Raw genomic sequence first — 14879 nt, 5'->3', positions numbered from 1 at the left:
CGGGGCGGGTGATCCCATCCGATCTCGTGCGCGGCCCGTTCCTCCAGTGGGAGGTGATCCACTACATCCAGGAGAGAGACATGCCGGCCATAGCGGAGCGGGACGGGTTGCTGAATCATGGGCGGGACGCCAGCGGGCCGGGGCGGCGCGCGGCGGCGGTGACGCCCAGCGATACGGCCGATCTGACGATCTACGCCAAGGCGCTGTATGTCGGGGCGGCGGGGAATGTGCGGGTGCTGACGGTCGGGGGCGAGGACGGGGAGGCCGTGACCTTCGCCAATCATCCGGTGGGGTGGTTGCCGGTGCAGGTGCGGCGGGTTCTGGCCACGGGGACGACGGCGGCCCAGGTCGTGGCGGTGTTCGATTGAGCCTGGCCGTCGAGGCGAGGACGACGGCGCCAGGCGGGATGCTGGCGCCGTCGCGGCCGGCGTTCGACGTGCCCGACCTGCCGCGCTGGTCGGCGGCGGTGCGCGGGATGCTGGCGGGGGTGGGGGATGCGCGGCTTCTGGTCGTCAGCGACAGCGTGGCCCAGGGCTTCGGCGGCGTGCCGGGCGGGTGGACGCCGGACGGGCGCGGGGCGGCCTAGCCGAAGCGGCTGGCGGATCTGATGAGCGCGGGCGGTCTGCCGGCCTCGGCGGCGTCGCTGGCGGGGGCGGGGGCGGGCGATCTGGCGACCGGGGGATACGGCGCCTATGACCCGCGCGTCAGCCTGGGGAGCGGGTGGAGCGTCACGACCCTGGCCAGTCTGGGCGGGCGGTTGTTCACGACGCCGGACTGGGGAACCGAGACCTGGGCGTTCCAGCCGGACGGGCCGGTGGACCGGTTCGACCTCTATGCGGTGTGCAACACGGCCCTGGGCGTGATCGCGGTCGAGACCGACGGCGTGGTGCGGGCGACCATTGACACGCTGAAGGCGCCGGGGCTGGAGCGGCATACGGTCCGTTTCCCCGAGACGACGGGGCCGATTTCGGTGCGACGGGCCTCAGGCGGGGCGGTCTTCATCGCCGGGGGCGTGGCGTGGAAATCCGAGCTTCGGCGCGTGCAGGTGATCAACGCCGGCTGGGGCGGGTCGCGTGTGGCGGACTGGGCCACGACGGACCAGGCGTACCGGGCCTATGGGGCGTTGCCGGCGGCGGGGGCGGATCTGACGGTGATCTGCCTGACGATCAATGACTGGAACAATGGGACAGCGGTCGCGGCCTATCAGGCCAATCTGGGGCTGCTGGTGGAGCGGGCCCTGATCAGTGGCGATGTGCTGATGATGACGGGGACGCCGTCGGACCCGGCCCAGGGCAAGGCGAGCTACGCCACGCAGCAGGCCATTGCGGCGGCGGCCGTGGCGGTGGCGGCGGAGAAGGGATTGGCGGCGCCCATCGACGGGGCGGCCCTGTTCGGCGGGACGTTTGCGCCGGGCCTGATGTTCGATTCGGTCCATCCCAATGCGGCGGGCCAGGCGCGGATCGCACAGGCGGTGCGGGCGCGAGTAATGATCTGAGGTTGGGTCTGGTTCGCGCTGGTGTTATCCGTGACGGATGGGGCGAAGGTTCGACGACATCCAGGTGTTGCGGTTCGTGGCGGCCACAGGGGTGGTGGTCGCCCATGCGGTCGATCTGAGCGCGGGGCGGCTGGGTCTAGAGACTGTTCTGGCAGGCGGGACGGTGGAGGATTTCGGGGCGGCGGGGGTCGATCTGTTTTTTGTGATCAGCGGCTTCATCATCGCCACGACGACGCGGGGCCAGACGGGACTGCGGGCTGCGGGGGATTTCCTGTGGCGGCGGTTCCTGCGGGTGGCCCCCCTCTATTGGCTGTTGTCCTTGCCGATCCTGTTCGGGATGGCGCGGGGCGGGACGCTGACGCCCGATGTGGCCGCGGCGACCTTTCTGTTCTGGCCGTTCAGTGGACTGGTAATGACGTTCCCGGCCCTGGGGGCGGGGTGGACCCTGTGTTTCGAGATGCTGTTCTACGCCGGGTTCGGCCTGGCGATTGCGGGGGGCGGACGGGCCGGATGGGGGCTGGCGGGCGGCGCCGTGGTGGCGGTGGTCGCGGGGCTGGCGGTGGCGACGCCGGTGCTGAGGTTCGTCGGGTCGCCGATGGTGCTGGAGTTCCTGATCGGGGTGGGGATCGCGCGCTGGGGGCGCGGCCTGCCGAGGGTATGGGGGCCGGTCGCGGTAGGGCTGGGCCTGGTCGGGTTCGGGCTGTCGCTGGGGTTTGGATATGGCGAGATCGACGGCGAGGCGGCGCTGAACCAGCCCCTGATCGGGCTGGCGCGGGTGGCGATCTGGGGATTGCCGGCGGGGTTGGTGGTGCTGGGGGCGGTCGTGGGGGAGACGCGGCGGGGGCCGGTCTGGCGCGGGCTGATCTTCATGGGGGAGGCTTCGTATGCGGTTTATCTGGTCCATGTGTTGGTGATCCGGGGGCTGGGTCGGGTGTTCGAGGCGGGCGCGGTCCTGCCGGGAGATGCGGTTGTAGCGCTGACTGTAATCGCCAGTCTGGCGGCCGGAGCGGCGGTGCATGTGTGGGTCGAGCGGCCGATGTTGCGATGGATGGCGAAGCCACATTTCTCCCTCCCCTTCATGGGGAGGGGCGATCGCGAAGCGATCGGGGTGGGGTCCGACAGGGCGCGGTTGAAAGACGTTGAGGCTGACGGCGGCGTGCCGGATTGCACGGCTCCACCCGGGCTCGGCTGACGCCTCGCCGTCCCTCCCCATGAAGGGGAGGATCTGGAATTCAGGGAGAGTTTGATGGTTTCGATCCGATGGCCGTTCGGCCAGGCGGGGCGTTGGCGCGCGCCGGAAGAGAAGGCCAGTCGGGCGGCGGTGCTGCTGTCAGGCGTCGGGCGGGCGCGGTGGACGCCCAATGACTACGCCAGTCTGGCGCGCGAGGGGTATCAGAAGAATGCGGTTGCCTATCGCTGTATCCGGATGATCGCGGAGGCGGCGGCCTCGGCGCCCTTTGCGGTGTTTGTGGAGGGGGTGCGGGACGAGGCCCATCCGCTGGCGCGGCTGATCCGCCGGCCCAATCCCGAACAGTCGGGGGCGGAGCTGATGGAGGCGGTCTATGGGGCGCTTCAGGTGTCGGGCAACGCCTGGGTCGAGGCGGTCGGGGACGAGGTTCCCGAAGAGCTGTGGGCGCTGAGTTCCGACCGGGTGAAGGTGGTTCCCGGCCGGTCGGGCTGGCCCGAGGCGTGGGAGTATTGCGTCGACGGACGGTCGATGCGGATCGGGCGGGCGGCGGACGGCTGGGGGCCGGTGATGCAGCTGAAGCTGTGGCACCCGCTGGACGACTGGTACGGACTGTCGCCGATGGAGGCGGCGGCGCAGGGGGTGGATGCGCACAATGCGGCGGGCGCCTGGAACAAGGCCCTGTTGGACAATGCGGCGCGGCCGTCGGGGGCGCTGGTCTATGGGGCGCAGAAGGGCGAGCGGCTGACGGATGGGCAGTTCGAGGCGCTGAAGGCGCAGCTGTCGTCCGCATACGCCGGGGCGGAGAACGCCGGGCGGCCGATCCTGCTGGAAGGCGGGATGGACTGGAAGCCGTTGAGCCTGACCCCGGCCGAGATGGATTTCACCGCCGGCAAACATGCGGCGGCGCGCGAGATCGCCCTGGCCTTCGGGGTGCCGTCGCAGCTGCTGGGGATACCGGGGGACGCCACCTACGCCAACTATCGCGAGGCCAACACCGCCTTCTGGCGGCAGACGATCGCGCCCTTGGTCCGCAAGGCGGCGGGGGCGATGACGGGCTGGCTGGGCGGACGGTTCCCCGGCTGCGAGGTGCGGGCCGACCTTGAGGCCGTGCCGGCGCTGCAGACCGAGCGCGACGCCTTGTGGGCGCGGCTGGAGGCGGCGAGCTTCCTGACGGACGAGGAGCGACGGCGGATGGCGGGGGTGGAAGGATGAGCGACGCGGTGAAGAAAACCGTGGCGGCCCTGATCGCCGCCCTAGCGGTGCAGACGGTCGGAGGGCTGGTCTGGGCCGGGGGCGCGGCGGCGCGGATCGCGACGCTGGAACAGAGGGTGGGGGAGCAGAGGCTGGTCGCCGAACGGCTGGCGCGGCTGGAGACGCAGGGGGAGGCGACGGCGGCGGCGGTGGAGCGGATCGAGCGGAGGCTGGAGGGGCGATGAGGGGATTGGCGCACGATCTTCTCCCTCCCCGTTCCGGGGAGGGGGGGCGCGAAGCGACCGGGTGGGGGCGGCAGGGCAAGGGCGCACAGACGGGGAATGCATCGCCTGGCCCTTCCCACCCGGTCTCGCCTGCGGCTCGACCCCCCTCCCCCGCAGGGGGAGGGAGAGGCGGCGGGCCCCTTTTGATCGAAGGCTACGCCTCCCTGTGGGGCGTGGCGGATCTGAACGGGGATGTGGTGCAGGCGGGGGCGTTTGCGGACAGTCTGGAGAAGACGGGCGCGTCAGGGGTGCGGATGCTGAACCAGCATGACGCGCGGGCGCCGGTCGGGATCTGGGACGAGATCATCGAGGATGCGCGCGGCCTGTGGGTGTGCGGCCGGATCGAAGACTGGTCGCCCGAGGCCCGCTTCGCCCAGGCTCTGAGCCGGGCGGGGGCGATGGACGGGCTGTCGATCGGCTACCGCACGGCGCGGGCGCGGCGTGAGGGGCGCTTAAGGGTGCTGAGCGGGGTCGAGCTGTGGGAGGTGTCGCTGGTGACCTTTCCCATGCTGCCGGGGGCGAGGTTCAGCCTCGCCTGACGAGGTCGGCTCCGGCCGGCGATTTTTTCCAACGGAGACATCATGAAAGAGACCAAACAGGCTTCCGGCTCGCCGGAAGCGCAGGCTGTCGTACGCGAGATGATGGCGGCGTTCGAGGCGTTCAAAGGGGCGAACGACGTCCGGCTGGGCGAGATCGAGAAGAAGGCGGTGGCCGATGTGCTGCTGGAGGAGAAGGTCGCGAGGATCGACCAGGCGGTGGCGGCTGCGCAGGCGCGGCTGGATCGGGTGATGAGCCAGAATAGGCGTCCGGCTATCGGCGGCGAGCCCGCCGAGCCGGCGTCGGCGCCAGAAGCCAAAGCGGCTTGGGACGGCTATCTGAAGACGGGCCAATCTGGCGCGCTGGAGGTCAAGGCGGGGTTGTCGGGCGGGGCGACCTCGGGCGGCTATGTCGTGCCGTATGAGACCGAGCGGGCCATCGAGCGGCGGCTGATGGCGGCCTCGCCGATGCGCGAGATCGCGACGGTCAGGACGGTGGCGGCGGGGGTGTTCAGAAAGCCGGTGTCGACGGCGGGCGTGGCCTGCGGCTGGGTGGCGGAGACGGCGGCGCGGCCGGAGACGGACCCGGCGTCCCTAGCCCTGCTGGAGTTCCCCTCGGCCGATCTGTACGCCAATCCGGCGGCGACCCAGGCTCTGTTGGACGACGCCATGGTCGATCTGGACGAATGGCTGGCGGCCGAAGTCGAGGACGCCTTTGCGGCCCAGGAGACCCAGGCCTTCGTCAACGGCGACGGTGTGAACAAGCCCAAGGGCTTCCTGACCTATCCGACGGTGGCGGACGCGGGTCAGGCCTGGGGTCAGATCGGTTATGTGGCGTCGGGCGCGGCGGGCGGGTTCGCACCGATCAGTCCGGCGGATCGTCTGATTGACCTGGTCTATGCGCCCAAGGCCCAGTACCGGCCGAACGGGCGGTTCGTGATGAACCGCAAAACGGTCTCGGCCGTGCGCAAGTTCAAGGACGCGGACGGCAACTACATCTGGCAGCCGGCGACGCGGCTGGGCGAGACGGCGTCGCTGCTGGGCTATCCGGTCACGGAGATCGAGACCATGCCGGACGTGGCGGCCAACAGCCTGTCCATCGCCTTCGGGGATTTCCAGCGGGGGTATCTGATCGTGGACCGGGCGGGGGTGCGGGTGCTGAGGGACCCGTATTCGGCCAAGCCCTATGTGCTGTTCTACACGACCAAACGGGTCGGCGGCGGGGTGCAGAACTTCGACGCGGTGAAGGTGATGAAGTTCAGCGCTGGGTGATGGGCGGCGACGGCCGCTCGGTTTCTCCCTCCCCCTGCGGGGGAGGGCAGGCCGCGTGAGCGGCCGGGTGGGGGCGGCAGGGAAACCGAGTCCGGATCGCCTGCCCGCCCCACCCCGTCGCTGCGCGACGCCCCTCCCCCGTGGGGAGGGAGATTCTTGAAAGGGAGACTGCCATGGCGCAGCCGGTGACGGTGGCGGAGGCGAAGCTGTTTCTGAGGGTCGAGCATGAGGCCGAGGACGGGTTGATCCAGACCCTGATCGAGGCGGCCCAGGCCCAGGTGGAGGCGGATGTGGGGGTGAGCCTGACCTCCACCGCGCCGGCGGGGTTGAGGCTGGCGATCCTGATGCTGGTGCTGCGGGCCTATGAGCGGGGAGACGACGCGGGTGTTCCGCCGATCGACGAATGGGTGGCGCCCTATCGGGTGGTGCGGCTGTGAGGACCTTGGCGGGGCTGTTCCGGACGGTGGAGGCGGAGACGCCCTATGGCGGGCGGAGCGTGACGTTCGAGGCGGTTGGGTCGGCCTGGCTGAAATGCGGGGCGCGGCGGCGGGTCGAGCGAGGTGAAGGGGATCAGCGGCGGACGCTGGAGACCCTGAGCGCCGAGGCGCGAGCTGATGAAAGGCTGGCGGTCGGGCGGGTTCTGCGGTTCGGCGGGGCGGATTGGGACCTAGTTTCAGTGGAGGCGCTGGGGCCTGGGCGGGTCAAGCTGGGCTTGGAGCGGGTGCGATGAGGGATCACGAAAGCGCGCTGCAGAAGGCGGTTCTGGCGGCGCTGAAGGCGGATGCGGCGGTGGCGGCCCTCGTGGGTGCGCGAGTGTTCGATCAGGCGCCGGAGGGGGCGGCTTGCCCCTATCTGACGTTCGGCCGGTCCGAGAGCCGGCCGGTGGCGGCGGACGGGGGCGGGGTGGAGCAGAGGCTGACACTGACGGGCGTATCGCGGTTCGCGGGATCGGAAGAGGCCAAGGCCGTGGCGGCGGCGGTGCGGGCGTGCCTGCACGAGGCCGTGCTGGAAGCGGACGGGGTTCGTACGGCGACGCTGAGGGCGAACTTCGCCGATGTGTTCCGGGCCGGGGATGGGCGTCGGACCTATTCGGTGGTGCGGCTGAGGGCGGTTACCGAGGACGTGGGAGAAGGCTGATGACCGCACAGGCGGGCAAGGACATGCTGCTGAAGATCGAGGGCGCACCGGGCGTGTTTACGACAGTGGCGGGGTTGAGGGCGCGGACGATCTCGCTGAATGCGCGGACGGTGGATGCGACCGACGGCGACAGCGCCGGGCGGTGGCGTGAGCTGCTGGCGGGGGCGGGGGTCAAGTCGGCGGCTGTGTCGGGGCAGGGGATCTTCCGCGATGCGACGTCGGACGCCCTGGTGCGTGAGGCCTTCTTCGATCAGGCGGCGAAACGCTGGCGGCTGGTGGTGCCGGACTTCGGCGTGCTGGAGGGACCGTTCCTGGTGGCGGCGCTGGAGTACGCCGGTGAGCACGAGGGGGAGGCGACGTTTGCGCTGAGCCTGGCCAGCGCGGGCGAGATCGGGTTTTCGGCTACATGAGCGGCTGGGACTGGCCCCCCTCGGGCCGCGGGGCGGCCCACTCCCCCCAAGGGGGGGAGATTGGGGCGCGGGGCGAGGCGGGCGTGGTTTTGGGCGGAGTGCGGCGTCGGGTGTGTCTGACGCTGGGGGCGCTGGCGGAAATCGAGACCGGGCTAGCGGTCGAGGGGCTGGCGGCGGTGGCGGAGCGGATGAAGGCTCTGTCGGCGCGGGACCTGATGGTGGTGCTGGCGGCGGTGCTGCGCGGTGGCGGCGAAGGCGCACCTGAGGTGGACGCCGTCGAGCCGTGCGAGGCGGCGCGGGCGGTGGCGGCGGCGTTCGAGGCGGCGGCGCGGTGACGGCGGAACAGACACCCCAATTGACCCCGTGGGGCGAGATGTTGCGGACGGCGATGCGGATGGGGGTGGCGCCCGAGGCTTTCTGGCGGCTGTCGCTGAAGGAGTGGCGGATGCTGACCGAGACGCCGCGCGGGACGGCGCCGATGGGACGCGCGGGCCTGGCGAAACTGATGGAGGACTGGCCGGATGAGGGATGAGTTCGGGCGGGGCGGGATCGACGATGTGCCGCAGAAGGCCGCCGAGGCGGGGGCGGCGCTGGAGGCGCTGAAGGGGCCGGCCGAGGATGCCGCCAACGCCATCGAAGCGGCGTTCGGCAGGGCGGGCGACAGTCTGACCCGGTCACTGGCGCGGGCGGCGGCGGACGGGGAGGTGTCGCTTTCGGAGCTGGCGAAGGCGGTGCTGAATGCGGTGAACGCGGCCGCAGGATCCGGCGGTTCAGGAGGCGAGCTGAGTGCGGCGACCCAGGCGGCGGTGTCGAGCTTCAGCGGGGCGCGGGCCGACGGAGGGACGGTGTTGGGCGGCGGGGCCTATCTGGTCGGGGAACGCGGGCCGGAGGTGTTTCGGCCTGCAACTGGTGGCGAGATCGGGCCAGCGGCGGGCGGCGGGGTCACGGTCAATGTGACGGTGGACGGCGGGGCGGCAGCCCTGCTGCGGTCCGAGGCCCAGTTGGCCCAGATGCTGGCGCGGGCGGTCAGCCTGGGCGCGAGACGGATGTAGAGTGGAGAGGCGAGTGGCGGCGAAGAACGCCGACCACTCGCCCTCGCGTAGGGCTTATTCGCCCTTGGGGTTCGGGCCGAAGCTGTTGTCGCCCTTCTGGCCTTCAACGAGACCGATCCACAGCAGGAAGATCAAGGGGACGACGGCGGAGAGGGTGAAGGCGATCATGCCGGGGCCGATCAGGGCCAGGACGGCGGCCGGGTCTTCATCGAAGTCATAGTCGGTCATGCCGTTGGCGACGGCGGCCATGCCGACCATGACGAGACCCGCCATGAAGAAGACGACGGCAGAGGCCCAGGGAATGGCGATCAGCCAGCCAGTCTTGCCCATGTCGTGCAAACGTTTCACCGAGATCGCTAGGTTTGGCCAGATCAGCACGAAGCCCAGCAGGTTGATGACGGGAATCCAGTTGATGACAACGCCGACGCCCAAAAGGACCAGCCAGCCGATCCAGAAATGGCTCCGGCGGGTGCGACCCTCGAACGACAGGAACAGCTTCTGCCAGTCGAAGCCGGCGACGGTGGTGTCGGTCGAGGCGGACAGGCCGCCGGCGACGCCGACGGTGGAGGGGCCGCCGGCCAGGATGAGGATCTGGGTCGCCTCTGCGCCCTCCGGCACGAAGTCGACGCGAACGCCGGCGGCGGGAACGGCCGGCGACTGAAGCCCGGATGAGATGAAGCTGTAGCGCACGCCGTCGTCGCCGCTGATCAGGCCGGTTCCGGCCGTGGTGTCATAGCTGAGGATTTCGCCGCGCAAGTCTTCGCTCCCGTCTTGATACGGCCGTGGCGGCCGCAGTGCCGCGAGCATGGACGAGCGGCGCTTTGCGAACAAGTGAAACAGGGGACAGGTTCGGATGGATTTCCATGAGGTGCGTCTGCCCGCGCGGCTGGCCTTCGGCTCGACGGGCGGGGTGGAGCGGCGGACGGAGATCGCGACCCTGGCCTCGGGCTTCGAGCGGCGGTCGACGCCGTGGGCCCTGGGGCGGAGGCGGTATCTGATCGGGGCCAATCTGAGGTCGTTGGACGACATGGCCGAACTGATCGCCTTCTTCGAGGGGCGGCGAGGCCGGCTGTATGGGTTTCGGTTCAAGGACTTCGCCGACTTCAAGTCGTGCCCGCCGAGCGGGACGGTGTTGGCGACGGATCAGGCGTTGGGCGCGGGGGACGGTGTGCGGACGGCGTTCCAGCTGATCAAGGCTTACGGCGACGTGGAGCGGCCGATCGCCAAGCCGGTCCAGGGGTCGGTTCGGATTGCGGTCGGGGGCGCCGAGGTGGCCGGCTCCTTGGTGGACGCAGCGACAGGGGCTGTGAGGCTGGCGGTCGCGCCGCCGACCGGGGCGGTGGTGACGGCGGGCTTTCAGTTCGACACGCCGGTGCGGTTCGACACGGACCGGATCGAGACGACGCTGGAGAGTTTCGAGGCTGGACGGATGGCGGCGGTTCCGCTCATCGAGGTTCGGGTCTGATCATGCGAGACGTACCGGAGGAAATGGCCGTCCGCATCGAGAGCGGGGCGGCGCGGCTTTGTCATGTCTGGCGGCTGGAGCGGGCCGATGGGACGGTGACGGGGTTCACCGACCATGATCGTGACCTGGTGGTCGACGGGGTGGTCTGTCGGGCCGGGAGCGGTTGGACGACAGGGGCGGCCGAGACCGCGGTCGGTCTGGCGGCGAGCGCGGCTTCTGCAGCGGGGGCGCTGGACGACTCGGCGATCACAGAGGCGGACGTGGCGGCAGGGCTGTTCGACGGGGCGTTAGTCGAGCTGTGGCGCGTGGACTGGTCCGAACCTGAGCTGAGTGTGCGGCTGTGGGCTGGGACGCTGGCGCGAATTCGTCGGCAAGACGGAGCCTTTGTCGCTGATCTGGAAGGGCCGCTGGCCAAGTTGGAGCGGGTGGTCGGGCGGACCTATGGGCGGATGTGCGACGCGCGGCTGGGGGATGAACGCTGCGGGATCGTGGCGGCCGGGCGGCGGTGTGACAAGCGGTGGGAGACCTGCGTCGGGACGTTTGGCAATGGCGTGAACTTCCGAGGCTTCGCAGACGTGCCGGGCGATGATTTCCTGACGGCCTATCCGGCAGGAAGCGCGCGGAACGACGGCGGGAGCCGGCGTTGAGGGGGGAGGCGGCGGCCGCCGCCCGGTCCTGGCTGGGCACGCCCTACCGGCATCAGGCCAGTGTGAAGGACGTGGGGGCGGACTGTCTGGGGTTGGTGCGCGGGGTGTGGCGCGAGGTGGTTGGGGAGGAGCCGGAGACGCCGCCGGCCTATTCGGCGGACTGGGCCGAGACCGGCGGGCGCGAGACCCTTCTGGAGGCGGCGGAGCGGTGGCTACGGCCAGTGCCGGTCGAGGATATGCGGGCGGGCGACGTGCTGGTGTTCCGGATGTCGCCGGGCGCGGCGGCGAAACACTGCGCGATCCTGAGCGATCGCGATGGGCCGGAGCCGAGGATGATCCACGCCTACTGGGGCCGGGCGGTGGTGGAAAGCTGGATGGGCGTCTGGTGGCGTCGGCGTCTGGTGGCGGTCTTCCGATTCCCGCAGCGTGGTTTGCAGGAGGGTTGAATGGCGCAATTGGTACTGAGCGCGGTGGGGCAGTCGGTAGGCGGGCCGGTCGGTCGGGCGATCGGGGCGACGATCGGGCGGGCGATCGACAATCGGGTGATCGGATCGCTGTCGCCGGCGCGGCAGGTCGGGCCTAGGCTGGAGGCTCTGAAGGTGCAGGGGACGGCGGAGGGTGCGCCGATGGCCTGTGTCTTCGGACGGGCGCGGGTGACGGGGCAGGTGATCTGGGCGGCCCGGTTTTTGGAAAGCAAGAACAAGGGACAAGTGGGCAAGGGCGGACCGAAGACGGTCGATTATGTCTATTCGCTCAGCTTCGCCGTGGCCCTGTGCGAGGGGGAGATCGACGGCATCGGAAGGGTCTGGGCCGACGGGCGGCTGATGGACCTGAGCGGCGTGGCGATGCGGGTGTATCGCGGGGGCGAGGCACAGACGCCCGACCCGCTGATCGAGGCGGTCGAGGGGGATGCTTCGGCCTACCGAGGCACGGCCTATGTGGTGTTCGAGGACCTGCCATTGGGGCCGTTCGGGGATCGGATTCCGCAGCTGAGTTTCGAGGTTTTTCGTCGGCCGCGCGGCGCGGAGTCGCGGCTGGAGGATCTGCTGGAAGGCGTGTGCGTGATCCCTGGCGCGGGGGAGTTCGCCTTGGCGACCGAGGCGGTGGTGCGGCGCGAGGGGCTGACGCGGACGACGGCGGAGAATGGCCATAATGGCGAGGGGCGGACGGACTTGGTCGTGTCGCTGGATCAGCTGCAGGCGCAACTGCCGAATCTGAAACGGGTCAGTTTGGTGGTGGGGTGGTTTGGGGATGATCTGCGGGCGGGCGCCTGCCGCGTGCGGCCGGGGGTGGAGCGGCGGAACAAGCCCACGGAGCCGATGATCTGGTCAGTGGCTGGGTTGGAGCGCCACCAGGCCTATGAGGTCAGTCGGGTGGATGGGGCGCCGGCCTATGGAGGGACGCCGTCGGACGAGAGCGTTCGGCAGGCGATCCGGGAGCTGAAGGCGCGGGGGCTGGAGGTGACGTTGTACCCCTTTGTCTTCATGGATTGCCCCGGCTATCCGTGGCGGGGACGGGTGGCGGGCGTGGACGGTGCGGGCGCGACGGCGGAGATCGCGGCCCTGTTTGGCCGGGCCGAGGATTGGGGGCTGCGGCGTATGGCGCTGCACTATGCCCGGATCGCCGCCGAGGAAGGCGCCGACGGCTTGCTGATCGGGTCGGAGATGCGGGGCGTGACCAGGACGCGGGATGCGGCTGGAGGCTTTCCGGCGGTCGAACAGTTTCAGCGGTTGGCGGCTGAATGCCGGGTGGTGGTCGGGCCAATGGTGAAGCTGTCGTACGCGGCCGACTGGAGCGAATATTTCGGGCGTCAGAACGGCGGAGAGGTGGTGTTCCATCTGGACCCGCTATGGGCCGATCCGAACATCGACCATGTGTCCATCGACTGGTATCCGCCGCTGACCGACTGGCGCGAGGGCGACGGCGGCATGGATGCAGCCGTGTTCGATGGCGCGGCTGATCCGGCCTATCTGGCGGCGGGCGTCGCGGGCGGGGACGGGTTCGACTGGTATTACGTGAATGAGGCGGATCGGGCGGCGCAGTTGCGGACGCCCATCGCCGATAGGGCGCAAGGCGAAGACTGGGTGTTCCGGCTCAAGGATCTGAAATCCTGGTGGTCCAACTTCCATCATGATCGGCCGGGCGGTGTGCGAAGCGCGACGCCGACGGCCTGGGTTCCTGGGATGAAGCCAGTGCGGTTGTCGGAATTCGGCTGTGCGGCGGTGGACCGAGGCGGCAATGCGCCGAACCTTTTCCAGGATCCCAAGAGCAACGAGAGCAGTCTGCCGCCGGGATCGACCGGAGCGCGTGACGACGCGGTGCAGCGGGCGGCGCTGGAGGCGGTGCTGAACCACTATGGCCGGGCCGAGAACAATCCGGTGTCTGCGGTCTATGGCGGGCGAATGCTGGAAGGCGCGGATGCCTGGTGCTGGGACGCGAGGCCCTACCCGGCCTTTCCGGGGCGGGCGGATGTCTGGGCGGATGCAGGGGCCTGGAGGGCCGGGCATTGGCTGAACGGACGGCTGGCGGGCGATGGGCGCGACCTGATCGAAGCTGTGTTGTGGCGCGGGGGACTGGCGGCGGACGAGAAGATTGTCGAGGGAATCGAGGGGCGCGCGGCCGGCTATGTCATCGACCGACCGATGCGGACGCGCGATGCGCTGGAGCCCTTGCTGGCAGCCTTTGACGCCGTAGCGGCCGAACGCGACGGACGGGTGGCGGTGTTGGGCCGGACCGCCGTTTGCGCCGATCTGCGCCGGGAGGCGCTGGCTTTGCCGGGCCAAGGGGCGGCGGAAACAGCTGACCGAGCACTGGAGCCAAGACCCGGTGAGGCGCGGGTGCGTTTTATCGACGAAGTGGCGGACTATCAGACTGGAGCCGTGACGGTGCGGGCCGACGACGGTGCTGCCAGGACCGGCGGCGGTGTCGATCTGGACCTGCCGCTGGCGTGCGGCGACGGTTTGGCGAGGGCGGCGGCGGTGCGGGCCTTGGAAGAGACAGGCGTGGAGACGGTCACCGTGGCGCTGGGGCCGCTAGAGGCCTTGCGGGTGGAGCCGGGGGATGTCCTGCGCCCTGAGGGGCGCCAAGGCGATTGGCGGGTAACGCGTGTCACGGCCGATGACGCTCCGTCCGCCGTGCTGGAACCGATTGGGGACAGGCGATCCTTCGAGGACCAGGTCGGTGGAGGCGGAAGCGAGGCGCCTGCTTTGGTCGGGGCGCCCTTCGTGCGGGTCATGGACCTGCCGCCGCTGATCGGCCGCGAGGACGATGGGCGGCCAGTCGTGGCGGCGGCGGCGGAGCCGTGGCGGACGATGCGGCTGCACGCCGGAGCCTCCGCCAATGCTCTGACCGAACGGGCAGACATGGCCGCGCCGGCGACGGTCGGGGTGCTGGTCGATCGGCTGCAGCCTGGGGTGCGTCACCGCTGGGACGAGGTCAACGCGATCATCGTCCGTGTCGAGGGGGCGGCGCCGGGGAGCACGAATGAGACGGCGGTGCTGGGCGGGGCCAATAGGCTGGCGGTCGAAACGCCTTCGGGGTGGGAGGTGGTGCAATATCGATCGGCCGTGCTGGTTGGGCCGGAGATCTGGCGGCTGACGGGTCTGCTGCGCGGGCAGCAGGGAACCGAGGTCGAGATGCGGTCGGGGCTGCGGTCCGGTGCGGTCGTGGTGTTTCTGGACGACAGGCTGGCGCGGGCGGAGATCGGGCGGAATGAGCGGGGATTGCCGCTGGTCTGTCGCGTCGGACCTGCGGGGGCTGCGCCGGGAGGGGCGGGGTTCAGCGAGCTCGGCTTCACCTTACACGGGCTTTATGCGCGGCCTTGGTCTCCGGCAGGACTGACGGTCGAGGCTGGGGACGAAGGATTGGCGGTGCGCTGGACACCGCGCGTGCGGCTGTACGGCGACGGCTGGGACGGCGAGCCGACCGCAGTTGATCCCATCCTGTTCCAGGTCCGGGTGCTCAATGCCGAGGCGGTGGTGCGGTTGATGGAGGTCGAGGGGACGACCGTTCTTTATTCCGAATCCGATTTGGCCGCAGACTTTCCGGGCGGGGTGACGCCTACGGCGCGTATCGGTGTAGCGCAATGGGGCGAGGGGTTCGGCTGGGGCGTAGAGGCGGAAATCGGGCTGGTCTGAGCAAATATGCCGGGTTCGGCCCTTTGCGGGGGCGGGGGCATGGCTTAACTGACGGCCTCTCGGTG

20 protein-coding genes are annotated in these 14879 nt (G+C 70.2%); 19 read left to right on the top strand and 1 reads right to left on the bottom strand.

Annotated elements, in window-relative coordinates; translation table 11 throughout:
* Positions 1-8: 8 nt before the first annotated feature.
* The 15 genes from ACW170_RS01140 to ACW170_RS01070 all read left to right on the top strand — a co-directional run bounded on the left by ACW170_RS01140 (position 9) and on the right by ACW170_RS01070 (position 8566).
* Entirely contained in the window at positions 9-368 is a 360-nt protein-coding gene (locus tag ACW170_RS01140) for a spike base protein, RCAP_Rcc01079 family (protein ID WP_492087874.1), read from the top strand.
* On the top strand, positions 365-586 hold the full coding sequence (locus tag ACW170_RS01135; RefSeq protein WP_492087873.1) for a hypothetical protein: 222 nt from the start codon (positions 365-367) through the stop codon (positions 584-586). The genes ACW170_RS01140 and ACW170_RS01135 overlap by 4 nt, the downstream gene beginning before the upstream one ends.
* Positions 587-607: 21 nt before the next feature.
* Positions 608-1495, top strand: a complete 888-nt coding sequence (locus tag ACW170_RS01130) for an SGNH/GDSL hydrolase family protein (RefSeq protein WP_492087872.1) — start codon at positions 608-610, stop codon at positions 1493-1495.
* A gap of 37 nt (positions 1496-1532) precedes the next feature.
* On the top strand, positions 1533-2687 hold the full coding sequence (locus tag ACW170_RS01125) for an acyltransferase family protein (RefSeq protein ID WP_492087871.1): 1155 nt from the start codon (positions 1533-1535) through the stop codon (positions 2685-2687).
* 54 nt (positions 2688-2741) lie between these two features.
* Positions 2742-3896, top strand: coding sequence for a phage portal protein (locus ACW170_RS01120; protein ID WP_492087870.1), 1155 nt, complete (start codon positions 2742-2744; stop codon positions 3894-3896).
* Entirely contained in the window at positions 3893-4120 is a 228-nt protein-coding gene (locus tag ACW170_RS01115) for a hypothetical protein (protein WP_492087869.1), read from the top strand. Before ACW170_RS01120 ends, ACW170_RS01115 begins: the two co-directional genes overlap by 4 nt.
* Positions 4121-4302: 182 nt before the next feature.
* Positions 4303-4698 carry an HK97 family phage prohead protease gene (locus ACW170_RS01110; RefSeq protein ID WP_492087868.1) on the top strand — a complete coding sequence of 132 codons (396 nt, stop codon included), beginning with the start codon at positions 4303-4305 and terminating at the stop codon, positions 4696-4698.
* Positions 4699-4740: 42 nt separating this feature from the next.
* On the top strand, positions 4741-5967 hold the full coding sequence (locus ACW170_RS01105; protein ID WP_492087867.1) for a phage major capsid protein: 1227 nt from the start codon (positions 4741-4743) through the stop codon (positions 5965-5967).
* 173 nt (positions 5968-6140) lie between these two features.
* Positions 6141-6404: a head-tail connector protein gene (locus ACW170_RS01100; protein ID WP_492087866.1), complete on the top strand. Its 264-nt coding sequence runs from the start codon at positions 6141-6143 to the stop codon at positions 6402-6404.
* Complete coding sequence (locus tag ACW170_RS01095; RefSeq protein WP_492087864.1) at positions 6401-6697, top strand: phage head-tail adapter protein; 297 nt, start codon at positions 6401-6403, stop codon at positions 6695-6697. Before ACW170_RS01100 ends, ACW170_RS01095 begins: the two co-directional genes overlap by 4 nt.
* Positions 6694-7104, top strand: coding sequence for a DUF3168 domain-containing protein (locus ACW170_RS01090; RefSeq protein WP_492087863.1), 411 nt, complete (start codon positions 6694-6696; stop codon positions 7102-7104). Before ACW170_RS01095 ends, ACW170_RS01090 begins: the two co-directional genes overlap by 4 nt.
* Positions 7104-7514 carry a phage major tail protein, TP901-1 family gene (locus ACW170_RS01085; RefSeq protein WP_492087862.1) on the top strand — a complete coding sequence of 137 codons (411 nt, stop codon included), beginning with the start codon at positions 7104-7106 and terminating at the stop codon, positions 7512-7514. Before ACW170_RS01090 ends, ACW170_RS01085 begins: the two co-directional genes overlap by 1 nt.
* Positions 7511-7849 carry a GTA-gp10 family protein gene (locus ACW170_RS01080; RefSeq protein WP_492087861.1) on the top strand — a complete coding sequence of 113 codons (339 nt, stop codon included), beginning with the start codon at positions 7511-7513 and terminating at the stop codon, positions 7847-7849. The genes ACW170_RS01085 and ACW170_RS01080 overlap by 4 nt, the downstream gene beginning before the upstream one ends.
* A 20-nt stretch (positions 7850-7869) precedes the next feature.
* Complete coding sequence (locus ACW170_RS01075; RefSeq protein ID WP_492087860.1) at positions 7870-8046, top strand: phage tail assembly chaperone; 177 nt, start codon at positions 7870-7872, stop codon at positions 8044-8046.
* A complete protein-coding gene (locus ACW170_RS01070; RefSeq protein ID WP_492087859.1) occupies positions 8036-8566 on the top strand; it encodes a phage tail tape measure protein in 531 nt (176 codons plus the stop codon). Before ACW170_RS01075 ends, ACW170_RS01070 begins: the two co-directional genes overlap by 11 nt.
* 54 nt (positions 8567-8620) lie before the next feature.
* Here ACW170_RS01070 and ACW170_RS01065 read toward each other — a convergent pair whose 3' ends face one another.
* Positions 8621-9322 carry a DUF805 domain-containing protein gene (locus tag ACW170_RS01065; protein ID WP_492087858.1) on the bottom strand — a complete coding sequence of 234 codons (702 nt, stop codon included), beginning with the start codon at positions 9320-9322 and terminating at the stop codon, positions 8621-8623.
* A gap of 97 nt (positions 9323-9419) precedes the next feature.
* Here ACW170_RS01065 and ACW170_RS01060 point away from each other — a divergent pair, with 97 nt between their 5' ends.
* Genes ACW170_RS01060 through ACW170_RS01045 form a run of 4 tightly spaced genes read left to right on the top strand, consistent with a single transcriptional unit; the run spans position 9420 to position 14814 of the window.
* Positions 9420-10031: a phage distal tail protein, Rcc01695 family gene (locus ACW170_RS01060; protein ID WP_492087857.1), complete on the top strand. Its 612-nt coding sequence runs from the start codon at positions 9420-9422 to the stop codon at positions 10029-10031.
* Positions 10032-10033: 2 nt separating this feature from the next.
* Positions 10034-10678 carry a phage/gene transfer agent baseplate hub protein gene (locus tag ACW170_RS01055; protein WP_492087856.1) on the top strand — a complete coding sequence of 215 codons (645 nt, stop codon included), beginning with the start codon at positions 10034-10036 and terminating at the stop codon, positions 10676-10678.
* Positions 10675-11124, top strand: a complete 450-nt coding sequence (locus tag ACW170_RS01050; RefSeq protein ID WP_492087855.1) for an NlpC/P60 family protein — start codon at positions 10675-10677, stop codon at positions 11122-11124. The genes ACW170_RS01055 and ACW170_RS01050 overlap by 4 nt, the downstream gene beginning before the upstream one ends.
* Positions 11125-14814 carry a baseplate multidomain protein megatron gene (locus tag ACW170_RS01045; RefSeq protein ID WP_492087854.1) on the top strand — a complete coding sequence of 1230 codons (3690 nt, stop codon included), beginning with the start codon at positions 11125-11127 and terminating at the stop codon, positions 14812-14814.
* The last annotated feature ends 65 nt before the right edge of the window (positions 14815-14879 follow it).

This window comes from Brevundimonas sp. FV2ps16, assembly GCF_058681075.1.
This window is presented reverse-complemented; position numbering and strand designations above follow the sequence as displayed.